The organism is Bacillus sp. UNC69MF, from assembly GCF_000746035.1.
GTDB classification, from domain to species: domain Bacteria; phylum Bacillota; class Bacilli; order Bacillales; family Bacillaceae; genus Bacillus; species Bacillus velezensis.
This window is the reverse complement of the sequence record NZ_KN050798.1, coordinates 414,846-433,142: the sequence shown is the minus strand read 5'-3', so window position 1 is coordinate 433,142 and position 18,297 is coordinate 414,846. Positions and strand designations below refer to the sequence as shown.

18 protein-coding genes and 3 riboswitches are annotated in these 18,297 nt (G+C 45.9%); of the genes, 8 read left to right on the top strand and 10 right to left on the bottom strand.

Annotated features, from left to right (window positions below):
- Window positions 1–4: 4 nt before the first annotated feature.
- The 4 genes from BR62_RS0114445 to BR62_RS19620 form a co-directional block, all read right to left on the bottom strand.
- Window positions 5–559 (bottom strand): YkoP family protein, encoded by a 555-nt coding sequence (locus tag BR62_RS0114445; RefSeq protein ID WP_007407215.1) that lies wholly within the window; start codon window positions 557–559, stop codon window positions 5–7.
- 178 nt (window positions 560–737) lie between these two features.
- Window positions 738–1,202, bottom strand: a complete 465-nt coding sequence (locus BR62_RS0114440) for a MarR family winged helix-turn-helix transcriptional regulator (protein ID WP_007610911.1) — start codon at window positions 1,200–1,202, stop codon at window positions 738–740.
- Between the two features lie 142 nt (window positions 1,203–1,344).
- Window positions 1,345–1,527, bottom strand: coding sequence for a Fur-regulated basic protein FbpA (locus BR62_RS0114435; protein ID WP_003154731.1), 183 nt, complete (start codon window positions 1,525–1,527; stop codon window positions 1,345–1,347).
- Between the two features lie 88 nt (window positions 1,528–1,615).
- Entirely contained in the window at window positions 1,616–1,771 is a 156-nt protein-coding gene (locus BR62_RS19620; RefSeq protein ID WP_003154733.1) for a hypothetical protein, read from the bottom strand.
- A gap of 193 nt (window positions 1,772–1,964) precedes the next feature.
- Between BR62_RS19620 and tnrA the strand changes: the two genes are divergently transcribed.
- On the top strand, window positions 1,965–2,297 hold the full coding sequence (gene tnrA, locus BR62_RS0114430) for a MerR family transcriptional regulator (RefSeq protein WP_003154734.1): 333 nt from the start codon (window positions 1,965–1,967) through the stop codon (window positions 2,295–2,297).
- A gap of 35 nt (window positions 2,298–2,332) precedes the next feature.
- Here the strand turns inward: tnrA and mgtE are convergent, their stop codons facing one another.
- From mgtE to BR62_RS0114420, 3 genes are all read right to left on the bottom strand, one after another.
- Entirely contained in the window at window positions 2,333–3,688 is a 1,356-nt protein-coding gene (gene mgtE, locus BR62_RS0114425) for a magnesium transporter (protein ID WP_012117400.1), read from the bottom strand.
- A gap of 234 nt (window positions 3,689–3,922) precedes the next feature.
- A riboswitch (M-box (ykoK) riboswitch) is annotated at window positions 3,923–4,088 on the bottom strand.
- A gap of 106 nt (window positions 4,089–4,194) precedes the next feature.
- Entirely contained in the window at window positions 4,195–4,332 is a 138-nt protein-coding gene (locus BR62_RS19615) for a transcriptional regulator SplA domain-containing protein (protein WP_003154740.1), read from the bottom strand.
- An 88-nt stretch (window positions 4,333–4,420) separates the two neighbouring features.
- A complete protein-coding gene (locus BR62_RS0114420) occupies window positions 4,421–5,683 on the bottom strand; it encodes a glycoside hydrolase family 18 protein (RefSeq protein ID WP_007407217.1) in 1,263 nt (420 codons plus the stop codon).
- 148 nt (window positions 5,684–5,831) lie between these two features.
- A riboswitch (TPP riboswitch) is annotated at window positions 5,832–5,945 on the top strand.
- Window positions 5,946–6,127: 182 nt separating this feature from the next.
- Here BR62_RS0114420 and BR62_RS0114415 point away from each other — a divergent pair.
- From BR62_RS0114415 to BR62_RS0114405, 3 genes are read left to right on the top strand one after another with little or no spacing between them, the layout of a single operon-like run.
- Window positions 6,128–6,727, top strand: coding sequence for an ECF transporter S component (locus tag BR62_RS0114415; protein WP_007407218.1), 600 nt, complete (start codon window positions 6,128–6,130; stop codon window positions 6,725–6,727).
- Window positions 6,714–8,351, top strand: coding sequence for an ABC transporter ATP-binding protein (locus tag BR62_RS0114410; RefSeq protein WP_032871305.1), 1,638 nt, complete (start codon window positions 6,714–6,716; stop codon window positions 8,349–8,351). Before BR62_RS0114415 ends, BR62_RS0114410 begins: the two co-directional genes overlap by 14 nt.
- Window positions 8,326–9,087 (top strand): energy-coupling factor transporter transmembrane component T family protein, encoded by a 762-nt coding sequence (locus BR62_RS0114405; RefSeq protein WP_007407220.1) that lies wholly within the window; start codon window positions 8,326–8,328, stop codon window positions 9,085–9,087. The genes BR62_RS0114410 and BR62_RS0114405 overlap by 26 nt, the downstream gene beginning before the upstream one ends.
- Window positions 9,088–9,132: 45 nt before the next feature.
- On the opposite strand, the gene BR62_RS0114400 is transcribed toward BR62_RS0114405, so the two are convergent.
- Window positions 9,133–9,966 carry an STAS domain-containing protein gene (locus tag BR62_RS0114400; RefSeq protein WP_007407221.1) on the bottom strand — a complete coding sequence of 278 codons (834 nt, stop codon included), beginning with the start codon at window positions 9,964–9,966 and terminating at the stop codon, window positions 9,133–9,135.
- A 219-nt stretch (window positions 9,967–10,185) separates the two neighbouring features.
- On the opposite strand from BR62_RS0114400, the gene BR62_RS0114395 reads away from it, so the two are divergent.
- Both BR62_RS0114395 and metE read left to right on the top strand, forming a co-directional pair.
- Window positions 10,186–11,145: a S8 family peptidase gene (locus tag BR62_RS0114395; RefSeq protein ID WP_007407222.1), complete on the top strand. Its 960-nt coding sequence runs from the start codon at window positions 10,186–10,188 to the stop codon at window positions 11,143–11,145.
- A 139-nt stretch (window positions 11,146–11,284) separates the two neighbouring features.
- Window positions 11,285–11,439, top strand: a riboswitch (SAM riboswitch).
- 83 nt (window positions 11,440–11,522) lie between these two features.
- Entirely contained in the window at window positions 11,523–13,811 is a 2,289-nt protein-coding gene (gene metE, locus BR62_RS0114390) for a 5-methyltetrahydropteroyltriglutamate--homocysteine S-methyltransferase (RefSeq protein ID WP_032871303.1), read from the top strand.
- A 48-nt stretch (window positions 13,812–13,859) separates the two neighbouring features.
- On the opposite strand, the gene yeiL is transcribed toward metE, so the two are convergent.
- Window positions 13,860–14,531, bottom strand: coding sequence for a transcriptional regulator YeiL (yeiL, locus tag BR62_RS0114385; protein ID WP_032871302.1), 672 nt, complete (start codon window positions 14,529–14,531; stop codon window positions 13,860–13,862).
- A gap of 81 nt (window positions 14,532–14,612) precedes the next feature.
- Between yeiL and BR62_RS0114380 the strand changes: the two genes are divergently transcribed.
- Window positions 14,613–15,797 carry an MFS transporter gene (locus tag BR62_RS0114380; RefSeq protein ID WP_012117391.1) on the top strand — a complete coding sequence of 395 codons (1,185 nt, stop codon included), beginning with the start codon at window positions 14,613–14,615 and terminating at the stop codon, window positions 15,795–15,797.
- Between the two features lie 271 nt (window positions 15,798–16,068).
- A complete protein-coding gene (locus BR62_RS18895) occupies window positions 16,069–17,148 on the top strand; it encodes a BclA C-terminal domain-containing protein (protein WP_050498186.1) in 1,080 nt (359 codons plus the stop codon).
- A gap of 20 nt (window positions 17,149–17,168) precedes the next feature.
- On the opposite strand, the gene BR62_RS0114365 is transcribed toward BR62_RS18895, so the two are convergent.
- The gene (locus BR62_RS0114365; protein WP_015239713.1) at window positions 17,169–18,296 is read right to left on the bottom strand and encodes a glycosyltransferase; all 1,128 of its coding nucleotides are present in this window, start codon (window positions 18,294–18,296) and stop codon (window positions 17,169–17,171) included.
- Between the last annotated feature and the right edge of the window lies 1 nt (window position 18,297).

Genomic DNA, 18,297 nt, shown 5'->3' with positions numbered 1-18,297 from the left:
TTTGTCAGCTCTTTTCAGTCTGATACGTGCACATCAATTTTTCTTTGGAAATAAATAAATAGCAGGAGTAAGGAATGTTTTTGAGGGTGAGCTGTTTTGCAGTAAAGTATAAAATCGGAATATGGGCCGCTTTCTTAAACAGCCTGTAGCAGCCGCTGGACGGTTTTATCACATCAAAACCGAGTCTCGCAGCTCCTTTATGAAGCATTGTAATGCCGACGACTCCCTTAATCTCGTCTTTCCGTTTATGCTGGTTAATATAATCCGCTAAATGAGGCATGGATTGATATACCTTCTGATATAGCATAATCCCCCTTCTGACCGCGCTTTCAATAGGCTGCAGCTCTTTCAGGAGTTTGACATTATGAAGATGAATCTTAACTAACACGTCGTTTTTTTTAATTCTGGTTCCGTCGCTCAGGATGACTTCTTTTCCTTTATATCTAGTCAAACGGACGCGGAATACATTCGATTGCCGTTTATCAATCAGCGTCAGCCGGGTAAAGAAGAAATAAAGCGGATCAAGTAAGTACCATATAGACAGCAGACAGCTTCTCACATGTTCACCTTCTTTATATTCAAAGCACCCTCATATTTTGGCATGGGGCATGTCACATTATGATTGGTAAATAATGATGCCGACCTGTATCAGCTTATGCAAAAACCGCTTCAGGCTCTACTGTCCGGAACAGAAAAAAACACTCTTCGTGAAGAAGAGTGTTTGTATCCGCTTTCTTTTAACGGAAAAGCAAATGCTGGCTGTGAATTCCCGCTTTTTTCAGTAAGGCTATCAGCTGTTCCTGTTCCTCAGGCATAAGTCCTGAAAACGCTCTCGCAATTCTCAATGAATGAATCGGATAAATTTTATCCAAATACTCGTTTCCTTTATCAGTTAAATGGGCGTAAACAGACCGTTTGTCCTTAGGGTCTTGTTCTCTGACCAAAAACCCGTTTCTTTCAAGCTTGTCGATGACATAGGTGACATTCCCGCTGACAAGCAAAAGACGCGACCCGATTTGCTGAAGCTTTTGCGGTCCTCTCGTATAGAGCAGCTCCAAAACGGCAAATTCAGTCGGATTAAAACCGTGTTCTTTACTGTCGCGGATGCTGTGTTCAGACACACTCTTGAAAGCCCTTGCAAAAACTTTGTACAAATTCATCGAACGCATCACTTCTTCTTCGTTAAATGATAATCTCATCATATCTACCCCGTATTTAAGATTTTTATAAAAAAATAATGTAAACCCTTACAATTCATAAGAGTCGTTCTTTGTTTTATATTCTATTCGTGCCGTTTTTCAGAATTCCTTCTTTTTTATATAAAAAAATACCCTTATACATCATTTAATTTGTATAAGGGTTCCGTTCTTTATAGGGAATGTTCCGAAAAAAATACGCGTATTCCTTTCTCAGCTCCGTAATTGTCATGGAATTGAGTATTTCTTTCGTATAGACTCCGATCTGCAGAAGCTTTTTGGAATAATGGTTTCTCTCTTTGTCCAATGCATTTTGAAGCAAACGACTCATAGCGGCCTCCTTTGTTTTCCGTTATTCTATGATCAGAATAACGCTTTTATATCAAAGACGTATAAAGCCATTGTAAAACTTCTGTAGATTATGATGTTTTTCGGTAAAGTCCGTTCTGGACGGCTCTGAGCAGCGGAAAAGCGTGTTCCCCGGCAAGCTGCATGAACGCCTCCAGCATTTCATCGCGTTTCATATCTAATTCAATGATTTCTTTTGCCAGCGAAACCGCTTTTTCTTTCTCCATTCCTATCCTTCCTCCTCATTGTGTCTGTACAGTAAGCATAAAACGGGGCACAGAACCATGCATTAACCTTGTCAATTTTTCTGCCGCTTTTTTTCTAAAATTTTCTATTCCGCGTCAGAAAACCTGACAAGCGTCAGGTTTTTTCTCTTTTTTTCTTATATAATATGAGTAAAAGACATCCAGGGGTGGAAAAATGACGACAGACGAACAATCTTACAAAGATAAAAAAGTAATCTCGATCGGCATTGTAAGCGAATTAACCGGATTGTCAGTCAGACAGATCAGATACTATGAAGAACGGAAATTAATCTATCCGCAGCGTTCATCACGGGGAACGAGAAAGTATTCCTTCGCGGACGTTGAGCGGCTGATGGATATTGCCAACAAGCGGGAAGACGGCGTGCAGACGGCTGAGATTTTAAAAGACATGCGAAAAAAAGAACAGGCTCTCAAAAACGACCCGCAGCTCCGCAAAAAAATGCTGGAAGGACAGCTTAATGCTCATTTTAAGTATAAAAACCGCTGATCAAAAAAGTCCGCCTCCTGTGAGACGGACTTTTTTTATAAAGCATGAAGAAATGCAGTTGCAATGCCGAAATAAATTAATAAGGACAAAATATCGTTCAGCGTCGTAATCAGCGGACCTGATGCAATCGCCGGGTCAATGTTCAATTTATGAAGAATAATAGGGACGATCGTTCCGGCCATCGTACCGATAATCAACGTTGCAAGCAGCGATGAACCGACGACAAAACCGAGCGTTAAGTCTTTCTGCCAGACGGTTGCGACAATCGTAATCGCGATCGCACAGACGATGCCGATATAGATACCGGTTCTTAATTCACGGAAAATCAGTTTAAAGATGGTTTTTTTATTCATTTCTTCTTTAGCCAGTCCTCTGATGACGACGGCGAGTGACTGTGTGCCTGTATTACCCGTCGTTCCCGCGATCATCGGCATGAAAAACGCGAGGGCGACGACTTTTTGCAATGTATCTTCAAAATAATTCAGAATGCTTCCGGAAATCAATCCGATAAACAAAAGCAGAATGAGCCACGGCAAACGGCGGTACGCCGCAACGTACGCTTTCGTATCAAATGTAATCGCCTTACCGGAGGCTGCGAATTTTTCGTAATCTTCATCGGCTTCTTTAATCACGACGTCAATAATATCATCGACAGTGACAATACCGACAAGCACATGATTTTCTTCCACGATCGGAATGGCTAAAAAGTCATACCGCTGGATCAGCCGGGCGACTTCTTCCTGGTCTTGGAGCACCCCGGCCGAGATGACACGCGTAAACATGAGATCCTGCACTTTATCCTCAGGCTCGCCGAGAATTAAATCTCTGTAAGAGAGCACTCCGACAAGCTGCTTGCTGTCATTAATCACGTACAAATAATTTATTGATTCTGCGATTTCTGCAAAGCTTTTCAGCTTCACAACCGCATCTTTTACTGTATAATGCTGCGGAATCCAGACGAAGCGGTTCGTCATCATCCGGCCCGCCGATTCTTGCGGATAGTTCATCAAAAGCTGTACGGCCTTTGATTCCTCAGCCTCCATGCTGGATAAAAGCTGTTCTTTCAGTTCTTCATCCATCTCTTCCAGCAATGCGGCGAGATCGTCGTTATCCATTTTATTCATTGCGAGAGTGGCTTTCGTTTTACCGACTTTATGCAAAACGGCAAGCTGAAATTCCCGCTCCAGCTCTCCGATCATGTCGGTGATGTCATCAACCGTCATATATGACAGATAGCGGGCCCGGTGCTTTTCCGGCATTTCTTTAAACAAAAATGCCATGTCATAGGGCTGAAGCTCATCTATCATGTTTCGGAATTCTTTTATTTTTCCGTCCCGCAATAAAATGATAATGCGTAATATGAGTTCGTCATAGGTCATGTTTTGGACCATCGGGACTCGTACCTCCTTTACGGAGACGCGCCGTCCGTCAAGGGAAGTGCGGCGGTTTGTCTCCTCATCATGTCGTCACTGGTTATCTGGCTGTATATGGGTACTTCTTCTGACATACTCGAATGGGGAGAATCCATACTCCGCACCTCCTTATCATGCTCAGTCGTGTACGTTTTGAGGCATAAAAAAAACCTTCTGATATGAAGGCGAAAACAAGCACGGCAAATAAACGTGCGGGGCCTCCAATCGTAGAGCTTTAGCACTGTATGGCATAGGACAGCCATCCAGCTGCGTTAAGAATCACCTTATGTCGATGATTCCTGTTGACCCATTGGCGTCTTTGGACATTTTTGGGCAGCAGCGTATCTCCATACAGGAGCCTCACCTAACGAAGTTCTTATTTGAATTGACACACTGAGATTACAGAAAAAAAAGGAATGTGTCAACCTTAAATTTGTGATTTCAGCATATGCCTATAAAATAAACGGAATAAAGGCATAAAGCCCTTATTCCGGCAAATCGCTTTCATCCTCTTCTGAAAGGAAATGATAGGATTCATGCAGCATGAGCGCGTACTCCCCTTCTTTTGTCGGATGCGGTACATACTCAGCCTCGTTGATATACTGCTCTTCCCTTTTCTTCATATGACAGACCTCCTGTTCAATTTTAGATTGTCCAAAAGAAGACCCGTTATCATAGGAAAAAAAATTACTTGCGGAGCGGGACATGCAGCTATATTTTTCGGATCGTGAAAAAGTTCCTAAGCAGCCACGGGCCCGGTTTGAAACCGAGCGTTAATTGCCACGCGCCGATCGCCTGCAGTCCGAACTCCCGGACGAGAACCATTTTTTCACTCATGCTCCGCACATCCTCAAACCACACTTCATGCGTTCTTCCATTTTCATCAGTATACCGGAAGTAAGGGGAACGCTCCTGCTGGGAATAACGGATCACTGATTGGTGCTTCATGGCCGTTTCCATGGCGCGCTGATTGGAGATGGCGGATCCGATCGTTCCGGGACGGTACGGAATCACCCAATCATACCCGTATAGCGGAACACCGAGAATCACTTTTCTTCTCGGCACCCTGCTGATGGCAAAATTGATCGTTTGCCTGACCTCTGTCAAAGGCGCCACGGGTCCCGGCTCACTGCCGGCGTGGTGCCAGTCGTACGCCATAATGAACATATAATCGACGACGGCTCCGATTCCGCCGTAATCATATCCCCTCAGCCACGGCACTGCATCACTTGTTTTCGCCGGAACCGATATCGTTAACGCGAGCTGATGCTCTGAAAGCCGGGTTTTTAACTGCCGGAGAAATCCTGTGAAGAGGTCCCTGTCAGCTTCTCTGACCCGTTCAAAATCAATATTTACACCGCCGTATCCCTTTCTTACGGTTAAGGAGACGATATTGTTGACGAGATTCGTTCTTGCCGTCGGATTTTGCAGCACTTGATGGGCTAATTCCGGACTGAATCCCCCTTCTGTCAGATTCGTAATGACGGCAAGCGGGCGCACTCTGTTCTGCCATGTGGTTTCTATTGCGGTTCTGTCGTTTAAATCGTTAATGATATCTCCATTCGGGCCAAAATGATATTCAAACAAAGAAATCGCCGAAGAATACGGCGCAAAATCATTAATTAGCTCTCTATCCGCTTCAGGCGTCCGAATGACATAAAATTGCAGGGTTCCCGCAAGATAGTTAGAGATATCAGGGATCTTCACTTTCATACCCGCCCGCAGCCGGTTCGGCGGAATATCCGGGTTTGCCTGCATCAGCTGCATCTGCGGCACATAAGCCTTACCTGCGATAACGGCATACGTATCATTCGGCTGAACCGTATATTCATTAAGAGGGATTAAAAGCGCCTGCCCCGGAACGATATTCGTTTCCTCAAGCCCATTGACGCTTCTGATGCTGTCAACAGGGTATCCGTACTTTCTGCTGATGGAAAATAACGAGTCACCAGACTGCACTGTATGAACAAACATAGATGTCCTCCGTTTCCTTTTGATCAAAAGGGCTCTACTTATCTTTATGAATGATCATCCGGTCCGATTCCAAACTCTGTTTGAAGAAAGGCTGTTTACAAATCAGACATGATCAACTATGATGATGTCATCATAAAAAACTGTATAGGAAACGCACTAGGGGTGCTGTTATCGGCTGAGATAAAACATGCGGCAGGCATGTTTTGATCCCTTATAACCCGATCTGGATAATACCAGCGTGGGGAAGTGCAGATTGACCGGAGCGCAGGGTTTTTCCCCATGCGTTTTCGTTCTGCTGCTGCATATTCCCTCGGATATGCAGTTTTTTATTTTTCATTAAAAAACGGGGGAGGACACCGCAATATGAAACTTACGATCAATCGTCTTTCGTAAAATCAACTCTTTCATACAAACAACTATCCGATAAGAAAGCAGGAGATCACAATGAAAAATTGGAAAATGAGAGAAATTGTCGTCATGTCCGTCATCAGTGTTGTATTTGCTGTCATTTATTTAGTATCAACTCATGCAAGCAATATAGCGGCAGGGTTTTTCGGCCGGATGAGCTATGAACCGATTTACGGTATCTGGTTTATCGTCTCGGTAATTGCCGCGTACATTATTCAAAAACCGGGAGCGGCTCTCGTTTCTGAAATCATCGCCGCTTTTGTGGAGTGCTTACTCGGAAATCCGTCAGGACCGATGGTGATTCTGATCGGGATCGCACAGGGAATCGGTGCGGAAGCGGTCTTTTTTGCGACACGCTGGCGGGTGTATACCCTGCCCGTGCTTCTTTTATCCGGTATGGGGTCTTCTGTGACGAGCTTCATTTATGACTTGTTCGTTTCCGGATACTCTGTTTTGAATCCGGGTTTATTAGCCGTCATGCTTCTCATCCGTCTGATCTCAGGTGCGCTTCTTGCCGGCCTTCTCGGCAAAGCAATCAGTGATGCGCTGGCTTACACAGGGGTGCTGAACGGCATGGCGCTCGGAAAACAATTCAAGAAGAAAAAGAAACAGGTGAACCAAGATGCAGGCATCTGAGCCCCTTCTATCGGCCGGCCGTCTTACCTTTTCTTATGATCAGGATGAAAAGCCGATTCTTCAAAACGTGTCCTTTCAGCTCCGGAAAGGAGAGCGGGCTTTATTGCTCGGGCCGAGCGGATGCGGCAAAAGCTCGCTCGCTCTCTGTTTAAACGGTCTGTACCCGGAAGCATGCGATGGGGTTCAATCGGGAACCGTTTCTTTATACGGAACACCTCTTTCACATCTGACAGAATCCGCCGCCAGATCCATCGGCGTCGTGTTTCAAGATCCGGACCAGCAGTTTTGCATGCTGACGGTTGAAGATGAAATCGCCTTCGGCCTGGAAAATTTGCAATATACAAAAGAAGATATGGACGCAATCATCGATGACGTTTTGGCAAAATTAGAGATCACTCATTTGAAAACGCGAACGATCGCTTCGCTGTCAGGCGGTTCAAAACAAAAAGTGGCGCTTGCCTGTATCATTGCGATGGAACCGGAACTCATTATTTTGGACGAACCGACGGCACAGCTTGATCCATATTCCGCACGTGAATTGGCGCGGCTGATCAAAGATCTTCAAGCAAAAAAAGGCTTCGGCCTTCTCGTTATCGAACATCAGCTTGATCATTGGGCGCCGTGGATGGACAGGACGATTGTCCTTGACGAAACGGGTCAGAAGGTGATGGACGGAGAGACGGACGTTATCTTTGAAACAAAGATTGAAGAGCTGATGCAGCTCGGCATTCCGATTCCGCGTGTGATCTCATTGCAGGAGCACGTCAGCATTCCTTTTACATTGTGTAAAGAAAAGCTGTTTCAAGAATCTGTACCGTCTCTGCCCGAACCCCGGCCCGCCGCGCTTTCGGCAGAAGACGCGCTGAGCGTTCACGAGCTGTCATTCTCAAGAGGGGCAGACGTCATTTTTCAGGATGTGAGCTTTTCCGTAAAAAAAGGTTCAATCACCGCGATTGCCGGCCCTAACGGAACAGGAAAATCCACGCTCCTTTCTGCCGCGGCCAAGCTCATCCGTCCGCTGGGCGGAGACATCAAAATAGACGGCAGACCGATTGATTCCTATTCTGAAAAAGAGCTGCGGCGGCTGATCGGATATGTTTTTCAAAATCCTGAACACCAATTTGTCACAGATTCCGCCATTCAAGAGCTGATGTTCGGTTTTGAAAGCAGCAGAGCCGCAAAGGAGAAAGCTCTTCAGCTGTTAACCCGATTCGGCCTGAGACGCCATGCCTCACAGCATCCGTTTTCTTTAAGCCAAGGACAAAAACGCCGGCTCAGCATCGCAACGATGCTTATGCACAATGTGAACGTTTTGATGCTTGATGAACCGACTTTCGGACAGGATGCCAAAACGGCGCGGGAGTGTATGCAAATGCTCCGTGAGATTCAAAAGGAAGGAACGGCTGTTTTGATGGTGACACACGATATGGAACTCGTCTCAGATTATGCCGACACGATCCTTGTGCTCTGCGGCACGAAACTGGTATTCCGGGGAACTCCCGACGCTTTATTTTCTGATAACACCGGGATCGCCGAGCAGGCGCATTTGGCTTTACCGCTGCGGTATGAATGGATGAAACACGACAGGAGGCGGAGAAATGAACTTGCGGCTGGAGGCTGTTAACCCGTCAATAAAGGCGGCGGCTGTATTGTTATGCGTCATTATGCTGTCGTTTATTTATAATCCGTACACCCCTGCTTTGTTTTATATCATCATTGCGGGAGGCGTCCTCTCGGCGGGGCGTGTGCCGCTGAAAAAATGGCTGCTGTTCACGATTCCGTTTGTCATTCTGGCCTTCGGTTCTTTATGGACAGCCGCCGTATTCGGAAACGTCCCGACAACCGGAAGCAACCTGCTGTTTAAGCTCGGGCCGATTGCCGTCAACAGTGATAACGCGGCGCTCGGGATTTCTATCGCGTTTCGTATTTTATGTTTTTCCGCTTTGTCGATGATGTTTCTTTTCACAACCGATCCGATTCTGTTCATGCTCAGTCTGATTCAGCAGTGTAAGCTGCCGCCCAAGCTTGCATACGGCGTTATCGCGGGGTTCCGGTTTCTCCCTCTTCTGAAAGATGAAATCCTGATCATCCGGCAGGCGCACAGAATCAGGGGCGCGGGGTCTGATTCCGGGCTGAAAGGAAAGCTCTCCGCCTTCAGGCGCTTCACCATTCCGCTATTGGCAGGCGCAATCAGAAAGGCGGAACGCACGGCGATCGCGATGGAATCTAAAGGCTTTACGGGGAGCCGAAACCGCACGTTTTACAGAACTGTTACCGTGCGCCGCGCCGACTGGTGCTTTTTCCTGCTCGTGCTTCTGTTATTCGGCGCAAGCTGGCTCATTTCATTGTTGTTTGTATAAAAACAGGCCGCCGGAGTGATTCGGCAGCCTGTTTTGTTATGTATGTTATTGATGATAATTGAGAGCCTGAGCGAGATTGGACTTGATCGTAATATCTGAGAAATTAATGCCGAGCTGTACGGCGGTTTGAGCGATTTCCGGCCTGATTCCGGATAAAGTGGACGTGACGCCGATCAATTTCAGCGCCTCAACTAATTTAAAAATCTGATGCGCCACCATCGTATCGACAACCACTACACCCGACAGGTCAATTAACAGATGTTCAATCAGCCGTTTTGCACATGTGCTCAGCGTATTTTCAAGAATGAATTTGGCGCGCTCCGTGTCAATATCGCCGACAAGCGGCAGCAGCGCCGTCCGTTTGCTCAGCGTGATAACCGGCGAGCTTAACTCCAAAATCATTTCTCTTTGCGCATTCAGCTGCATTTTTGAGTTATGCTCGGCATGATCGACAAACGTGTAAATCGTAAAATCAAATACTTGTACAATTAAATTCTCCCATTTCTTCCTTTCTCCCTGTGCAAACGAAGATTCATGTTTATCGGCAAACGCATCATAATAACTGATGTATAGTCTCCGGTTTCTCATGAATTCACGGACCACATACTGTACGGGAGTATCCAGATGCTTCTGGTCTTTCGCAAGCTCAATCACCCACTGCTCGAACTCTTCTAAAAATTCTTTTTTCGGCATGATATACATTTTATTAATATGCCGGTAAAATTCTTTATCCTGCTCCGTCAGTTCTTCTGTGATGACGGGATTTGTCAAAGAATAAATCGAATTCGGATCCGAATCTTCCATCGTTTCGATCCACTCTTTCGCAATTTGATCCACTTGTTCTGAAAAATAGTTGTATAATGCTTCACTTATCTTCATATCTCTTCTCCTTTCCCATTTCCAATTATACCGTCAGCGGATCATGAATGAAAATAAAAGCTGTTAAACTATCCATTTATTTGAAATTTTTTAGTGCGATAGATTACGCCTTTTTTATGAAAATGCTTCAAATGACTCTTTCCGGCCGGCATGCTCTGCCATAAAATAGTAGCAACACCCTTGTATCCACTCGCAAGCATAAAAAAGGAGGGCTTTTTTATGAATGGTGAAATGCATTTGATTCCTTATGTCACGGATGAACAGATCATGGAGGTGAACGAGCTTCCAGAGGGGATTAAAGTGATTAAGGCGCCAGAGTTGTGGGCAAAAGGGTTTAAAGGCAAGGATATTAAAATCGCGGTGCTTGACACAGGCTGCGACATCAATCATCCTGATTTGAAAGACCGGATTGTCGGCGGGAAAAACTTCACCGATGATGACGGAGGCAAAGAAGACGCGATTTCCGATTATAACGGACACGGGACACACGTTTCCGGAACGATTGCCGCCAATGATTCAAACGGCGGAATTTCGGGTGTCGCGCCGGAAGCAAGCCTTTTAATCGTTAAAGTTCTCGGCGGTCAAAATGGCAGCGGCAAATACGAATGGATCATTAACGGCATCAACTACGCCGTTGAACAAAAGGCCGATATCATTTCCATGTCACTCGGCGGGCCAAGCGATGTGCCTGAATTGAAAGAAGCCGTCACAAATGCGGTAAAAAGCGGTGTTCTGGTCGTTTGCGCGGCAGGAAACGAAGGCGACGGAGACGAGCGTACAGAGGAACTGTCGTATCCAGCCGCTTACAACGAGGTGATCGCAGTCGGATCAGTCTCAATCGCCCGTAAATCGTCTGAATTTTCAAACGCTAATAAAGAGATTGACCTGGTGGCTCCGGGAGAAAATATTCTCTCCACCCTTCCCAACCATAAATACGGGAAGCTGACGGGCACTTCAATGGCCGCCCCGCATGTGAGCGGAGCGCTTGCCTTAATAAAAGGGCTTGAACAGGACGCGTTTCAGCGGACGCTTTCTGAGGCTGAAGTCTACGCCCAGCTCGTGCGGCGGACCCTTCCTTTGGACATCGCCAAAACATTGGCCGGGAACGGATTCCTGTATTTAGACGCGCCTGAAGTGCTGATGGAAAGAGCCGAACAGGCACAGCTGCTGTCTTTCTGATATTTTTCTCATATAATGATTGATCAGCTTGTCATATCACTAATTTTTAAAATGTGAGATTTTCTATTGACAGTGATCTGAATAAACTGATAAGATAACCAACAAATGATGTAACTTTTCAAAAAAATTGAAATATTTTCTCTTATCGAGAGTTGGGCGAGGGATTGGCCTTTTGACCCCAACAGCAACCGACCGTAATTCCATTGTGAAATGGGGCGCGTGATTTTTGCGCCGAGACGACTGTCTCATAAGGCACGGTGCTAATTCCATCAGACGTGATCTGAGAGATAAGAGAGGCTTGCATTTTGAAGTTAAAGCCTCTTTCTCTCATGAGAAAGAGGCTTTTTTGTTACATCTCACTTAAAGGAGGAAACTTAATGACAACAATCAAAACTTCGAACCTCGGTTTTCCGAGAATCGGCTTGAACAGAGAATGGAAAAAAGCGCTTGAGGCTTATTGGAAAGGTAAAACTGATAAAGAAACGTTTCTTAAAGAGCTTGACGGTTTATTCTTATCAGCTGTCAAAACACAGCTTGACCAACATATCGATATCGTGCCGGTCTCTGATTTCACCCATTATGACCATGTGCTTGATACAGCCGTCAGCTTTAACTGGATTCCGGAAAGATTCCGCAGCATCACGGATCCCGTTGATACATACTTTGCGATTGCCCGCGGTGTAAAAGACGCCGTTTCCAGTGAAATGACGAAATGGTTTAATACCAACTACCATTACATCGTTCCTGAATATGACGAAAGCATTGAATTCCGTCTGACGAGAAACAAACAGCTTGACGACTACCGCCGGATCAAAGAAGAATTCGGAGCGGAAACAAAACCTGTCATCGTCGGTCCGTACACATTCGTCACACTTGCGAAAGGATACGAAGAATCAGAAGCGAAAGCGATTCAAAAGCGCCTTGTTCCTCTTTATGTTCAGCTGCTGAAAGAACTTGAAGCTGAAGGCGTAAAATGGGTTCAGATCGATGAGCCGGCCCTTGTGACAGCTTCTTCTGAAGACGTCCGTGCCGCAAAAGAACTCTATGAAGCGATCACAAAAGAGCTTTCAGGACTGAATGTCCTCCTGCAGACATACTTCGATTCGGTTGATGCATATGAAGAACTCGTTTCTTATCCTGTACAGGGAATCGGGCTTGACTTCGTACATGATAAAGGCAGAAACCTTGATCAGCTGAAAAAGCACGGCTTCCCGAAAGATAAAGTGCTGGCAGCCGGTGTGGTCGACGGCCGCAACATTTGGAAAATCGATGTTGAAGAACGCCTTGATGCAGCTCTGGATATCCTCAGCCACGCTGATGTTGAGGAGTTATGGATTCAGCCTTCAAGCAGCCTTCTGCACGTGCCGGTGGCGAAACACCCTGACGAGCATCTTGAAAAGGATTTGCTGAACGGCCTGTCATACGCTAAAGAAAAACTGGCGGAACTCGGCGTCTTAAAAGAAGGGCTTCTGTCCGGCAAAGCGGCCGTCAGTGAGCAGATCGAAGAATCAAAAGCGGCACTTAAGGCTTTAAAAGCATTCGCAACAGGAGCGAACTCAGCTCAAAAAGAAGAGCTGAATCAGCTGACGGAAAAAGATTTCTCCCGTCCGGCAAGCTTTGAAGAACGATTGGCGCTGCAGAATGAATCACTCGGTCTTCCCCTTCTGCCGACGACGACAATCGGAAGCTTCCCTCAATCTGCAGAGGTGCGGAGCGCACGGCAAAAATGGCGGAAAAAAGATTGGACGGATGAACAGTACCAAGCCTTTATTAATGCGGAAACGAAGCGCTGGGTTGACATTCAGGAAGAAATCGGCTTAGACGTGCTCGTTCACGGAGAATTCGAGCGGACGGACATGGTCGAATACTTCGGTGAAAAACTGGCCGGATTCGCCTTTACGAAATATGCATGGGTGCAGTCTTACGGTTCACGCTGCGTACGTCCGCCTGTCATTTTCGGAGATGTCGAATTTATCGAACCGATGACGGTAAAAGATACGGTCTACGCCCAATCGCTGACGGAAAAACACATGAAAGGCATGCTGACGGGACCTGTCACCATCTTAAACTGGTCATTCCCGCGTGTGGATATTTCAAGAAAAGAAATCGCCTTCCAGATCGGGCTTGCCCTCAGAAAAGAAGTAAAAGCGCTTGAAGATGCCGGTATTCAGATTATCCAAGTGGATGAACCCGCGCTCCGCGAAGGACTGCCGTTAAAAACGCAGGATTGGGATGAATATTTAACTTGGGCCGCAGAAGCATTCCGGTTAACGACGTCTTCTGTGCAAAATGAGACGCAGATTCATACGCATATGTGTTACAGCAACTTTGAAGATATCGTAGATACGATCAATGATCTTGACGCGGATGTCATTACAATTGAACACAGCAGAAGCCACGGAGGATTTTTAGAATACTTGAAAGAACATCCTTACGTGAAAGGCCTCGGACTCGGTGTATACGACATTCACAGCCCGCGTGTGCCGGCAACTGAAGAAATCTATCAAATTATTGATGACGCGCTTGAAGTGTGTCCGACTGACCGCTTCTGGGTAAACCCGGACTGCGGACTGAAAACAAGACAGCAGGAAGAAACCGTTGCGGCATTAAAAAATATGGTCGACGCCGCGAAACAGGCACGAAAAAAACAAGCTCAGCTTGTATAATGAAAACAGCCATCCGTAACTTACGGGTGGCTGTTTTTTCTGGGCGTGCTACTTATTCTTCGGCGCCTTCGCAAGTTCACTTAGTGAATCATGCTGCTTAATTTGATAGCCCCGCCCTTCTTTTTGCAAATACCCTTTTTGGCAGAATTGCGTCAGCACATGCAAGAGATGACGGTAAGATACACCTAAATAATCACAGACCGTTATGTGCTTCTCTTTATAAACCCCTTCATAAGCTGTCTGCAAAATAAAATCAGCCAGCCGGTTTTCAAGCGGGAACGCCAGACTTTGTGAATATTTCGAAGCCATAAGCGTTGCCTTAGCACTTAAAAACTTAGCCAACTCACGCAGGAATTTCGCATCCTGCAGCAATTGCACGCGGCAGCGGTAAATAGGCAGAGCAAAACAAACAGTCTTCGCTGAGGCTTGAATTCCTTTTGTGTAATACACTTCATGTAATAGTTCCATCTCTCCGATGTAATCATCTTTGTTGATAAAATTAATTAAAGAAACTTTCCCGTTTTGGTGGGTTACATATATTTTCGCTTTTCCTTCAATCACGTAAAACAGGAAGTCAGGCCTCCTGCCCTCTTGAATAATCCATTCGTCCCGCTCATATTCGCGCACTTCCATAAACTCTTCAGCGGGGAAAGAGAATAAATGCGCGATTGAGTGTTTTTTTAACTGATGCCGCTTTTTCTCGCCTTTATAAATTTCCATCGTCCACCCCAAAAATATGAGATATCTCATATTGTCTTTATGTCTTTACATGATAACATGCCAATTAAAGGAGGAACGGGAATGAAAGCATATCGCTGGATGAGTCTGCATTTTTTTAGTTTTTTTATGACATGGGGTGTTTTTCTGCCCTATTGGACGGGATGGATGGTGCATATAAAAGGGGTTTCCGTATCCGAAGCCAGTTTCATTATGAGCCTGGGCTTGGCGGCAAGAGGGATTTCCACATTATTATTCTTCCCTTATTTATCAGGAAAATTCAGCAGCAAAGCCTTATTAAACGGCGCCAGAATCGGGACGCTTCTCGCACTTTTATGTTATATTCCCGCTGATTCTTTTCAAAGCCTGCTTCTTGTCACATTAGTGCTGCATGTGTTTTACCCTGCTTTAATGCCTGCTTTAGACAGCGCTTGCGGCGTCCTTGTACAGCATAACGAATTAAAGGCCTATGGGACAAGCCGACAGTGGGGGTCCGCGGGTTTTGTTTCAGCCGGCGTCATCCTGTCCGTCTTTACAGGTATATTCGGAGATCAAGCGATTTTATGGGCACTGCTTTTGGGCACCCTGATATTCGCATGCCTCAGCTTTATGCATGCGCCAGCTGTTCTTTCAAAACGGCCGGAAACAGACCGCGCAAGAAAAGAGGGCATGTTTGCCTTATTCCGCATCAAATATTTCGGTCTGGTGCTCGCAATCGTTATCTTACTGCAGGCGGCACACGCGTCTTATTACAATTACGGTTATCTCTTTTTGCAGGAAATCGATGCCCCCGCATATGCCATCGGAATCATTATCAACATCGCCGTTATCGCGGAGATTATCTTCTTTGCAATCGCTGACCGATACTTTCATCAATTTACGGCAGGCTCTTTGCTCGCCTTGGCGGCGCTTGGTGCTACCGTACGCTGGATACTCGTATTTGCATTTCCGCATGTCATCATTTTCTGTATTGCGCAGACGCTGCATGCCTGTTCATTCGCGATGGGACACTATGCATTTATGAAATACTTAATTAAAAATATTTCACCCGCGCAAATCCCGAAAGCCCAAGGCATATATTCAGCGCTTGCTCTCAGCTGGAGCACTGCGGTATTTACTATTTTCGGAGGTTTTTTATATGAAATTGAACCCCGGTATGCCTTTATCGGAATGATTGTTTGTACGATCCCATCCATGCTTCTCGCCCTTTTATACAGAAAACTTGAAATGAAAAAGAGAGTTTTTGCAGGAAACGCACAAGATATATAGCCATCGCTTTATAGACGATCACATGTCCCGCTGTCATTTTGACCGATTTGCGAATGCTGTGCGATGTATTTTCTCTATATTTAAAGTATTTCCTTCATATATGATGAAATCAAAAACAGCGGTATAACCCGCTCAATTGGTTAATGAAGGGAATCCATTCAGAAACTTGGACAGAATCAGTGAATATACTGATACAGTACTGCTTACGCTCATTTCGGGGAACTTTGTTCGTAATAAAATGATTTTCAGCCAACTCATAAGGAGGGACATTGTGTCACAGCCTAATTTGCCCAATATCACCCCTGTCGTTACACTTTCCAGAGACGATACCATTAACCTTCTTCTTTCGTCAATTGCTATGGAAGAGCTGGGAATGGCACATATTCTGAATGCGGAAGGGGAAAAAATCCAATACGCGCTCGGAACGATTCCCGGATTAACAGGGCCCCCGTCAAGTCTTGCGGATATTCTTAACCTGAATGAGAGCGTCCGGGATACGCTTGACAGCTTAATGAAACAGGAGCTTCTTCTCGGTTCAAAATTGGACAGTATCTCAAATATCCCTACACTGGCGGGACCGACTGGTGCTACGGGGCCGACGGGACCGACGGGAGCAGTCGGACCGGCCGGAGCGACGGGGCCAACTGGATCGATCGGACCTACGGGGGTCACCGGTGCGGGCCTTCAAGGGATTGTTGCTTTTAATCCGCTGATTGCCCCCACTTACACAACCGGACAGGTTGTCTTGTATAACGGAAGCTCTTACGTCGCAAACGTAAACAGCCCGGCGGGAACCCCTGGAGCCTCAGCTGACTATACACTTTTAGCTGCGGCGGGAAGCACCGGTGCTACTGGCGGTACCGGGCCGACCGGAAGCACCGGCGTTACTGGCGGCACCGGACCGACCGGGAGTACCGGCGCTACTGGCGGCACCGGAACAAGTCTGACAGCAACTTCCGGCTATGCGAGCAATACGGGCGGCGGTGTTGTCGCAGTTATTGTCGGCGGCACGACCATTTCCTTACCGAATGAACAAAACCTTTCGGCAGATATTACGGCTAATGCCGCAAATACCATATTTACCGTTGCTCCGGCGGGACGGTACTATATTTCCTACCATATTAATTTAACGGCCGGCTTGCTTGTAAGTTCGCGTATTTTAATCAACGGCACTCCTCCTGCAAGTTCGATTATCGCCCCGGTCGCGTCTTTGGCAAACTTTAATAACTCCTTTATTGTGACTTTGCCAGCAGGCAGCACCATCCAGCTTCAGCTGTTCGGATTATTGGGTGCGGCCACATTGCTTGGAGGAAGCGTCGGTGCAGCTTTAAACATTATTCGATTATCTTAATGGAACATGCAAAAAAAGGATCAGGCGTTTGTCCGCTGATCCTTTTTTAATTGAGACAGAAGTTCTTTCGCGGGTTTAAATTGAGGATTGAACTTCACGGATTTTTTGGCGTAAGCGATGGCCGTCATATCATGGTTTAATGCAGCATGGCATTTCGCCATATAATAAAAGGCTCTGAAATCGGCGGCACCTTTTAAAATGAAGTGATCAGCATTTTCTCCTTCAACCTGCGTTCCGTTTTCAAATGCTTTGATTGCCGCTCTGTACTTTTCCAAATGATATAATACAAGGCCTTTATAATAGTGAAGATTGCTGTAATCAGGATATAGCTTGAGCACTTTTTCAATCCCTTGTTCGGCTTCTTCATACCGTTTGAGCTCAAGCAATATTGTATATTTCAAATAATACAGGAGAGACGGAGGCATTCGTTTTTCGCTTAAAAATTGAAAAATTGAGCCGTTGACAAGATGTAATGCTTTTTCATAGTCTTTGATTCTGTAGCATTCACTTGCCAAATGATAGACAAGCCACGGATCAGGATTTTCCTCTGAAAGCTCTTCATTTAAAATGCTGATATTCCGTTTATGTTTTTGCTTGATCTTTTCTTCCTGCTCCAAGTAGCCGTAGTGATGAATCACACATGGGAGCGTGAAAAAAGCATTGTTTTCTTCCTCATTGGAAGCCGAGATATTCTCGTGAATTCTGCCTTGATACAGAAGGCCTTTATGATTGCGGAACAGTCTCGGCTGCATGCTTTCAAACGCTTCGTTTTCATCGAGCTGCTTCCCCGTATAATTGATGATTTTCAAAAGGCCCCGGCTCGGTAATCCGTCATGAAGCAGCGAAGTTAAAAAACGGCCCGTCTCCTGATCGAGCTCTTCATCCGCGTCAAGCACTAAAATCCAATCTCCTTCGGCATGCTGCAGGGCGTAATTTCTGGCCTTTGCGAAATCATTCTCCCATTCGAAATCAAACACTCTTGCCTGAAAGCTTTTGCAGATATCTTTTGTATTATCTTGTGATCCGGTGTCTGCGATGACGATCTCATCAGCGATGTCTTGTACACTTGATAAACAACGGGAGATGTATCTCTCCTCGTTTTTCACAATCATGCAAAGAGTCAGTTTACATTCAGCATTTCCGCTCATT

Coding starts and splice junctions, on each gene's coding strand:
- BR62_RS0114440 (WP_007610911.1), bottom strand. CDS start 1,202: ATGATGAGATTATCATTTAACGAAGAAGAAGTGATGCGTTCGATGAAT.
- BR62_RS0114435 (WP_003154731.1), bottom strand. CDS start 1,527: ATGAGTCGTTTGCTTCAAAATGCATTGGACAAAGAGAGAAACCATTAT.
- BR62_RS19620 (WP_003154733.1), bottom strand. CDS start 1,771: ATGGAGAAAGAAAAAGCGGTTTCGCTGGCAAAAGAAATCATTGAATTA.
- tnrA (WP_003154734.1), top strand. CDS start 1,965: ATGACGACAGACGAACAATCTTACAAAGATAAAAAAGTAATCTCGATC.
- mgtE (WP_012117400.1), bottom strand. CDS start 3,688: ATGGTCCAAAACATGACCTATGACGAACTCATATTACGCATTATCATT.
- BR62_RS19615 (WP_003154740.1), bottom strand. CDS start 4,332: ATGAAGAAAAGGGAAGAGCAGTATATCAACGAGGCTGAGTATGTACCG.
- BR62_RS0114420 (WP_007407217.1), bottom strand. CDS start 5,683: ATGTTTGTTCATACAGTGCAGTCTGGTGACTCGTTATTTTCCATCAGC.
- BR62_RS0114415 (WP_007407218.1), top strand. CDS start 6,128: ATGAAAAATTGGAAAATGAGAGAAATTGTCGTCATGTCCGTCATCAGT.
- BR62_RS0114410 (WP_032871305.1), top strand. CDS start 6,714: ATGCAGGCATCTGAGCCCCTTCTATCGGCCGGCCGTCTTACCTTTTCT.
- BR62_RS0114405 (WP_007407220.1), top strand. CDS start 8,326: ATGAACTTGCGGCTGGAGGCTGTTAACCCGTCAATAAAGGCGGCGGCT.
- BR62_RS0114400 (WP_007407221.1), bottom strand. CDS start 9,966: ATGAAGATAAGTGAAGCATTATACAACTATTTTTCAGAACAAGTGGAT.
- BR62_RS0114395 (WP_007407222.1), top strand. CDS start 10,186: ATGAATGGTGAAATGCATTTGATTCCTTATGTCACGGATGAACAGATC.
- metE (WP_032871303.1), top strand. CDS start 11,523: ATGACAACAATCAAAACTTCGAACCTCGGTTTTCCGAGAATCGGCTTG.
- yeiL (WP_032871302.1), bottom strand. CDS start 14,531: ATGGAAATTTATAAAGGCGAGAAAAAGCGGCATCAGTTAAAAAAACAC.
- BR62_RS0114380 (WP_012117391.1), top strand. CDS start 14,613: ATGAAAGCATATCGCTGGATGAGTCTGCATTTTTTTAGTTTTTTTATG.
- BR62_RS0114365 (WP_015239713.1), bottom strand. CDS start 18,296: ATGAGCGGAAATGCTGAATGTAAACTGACTCTTTGCATGATTGTGAAA.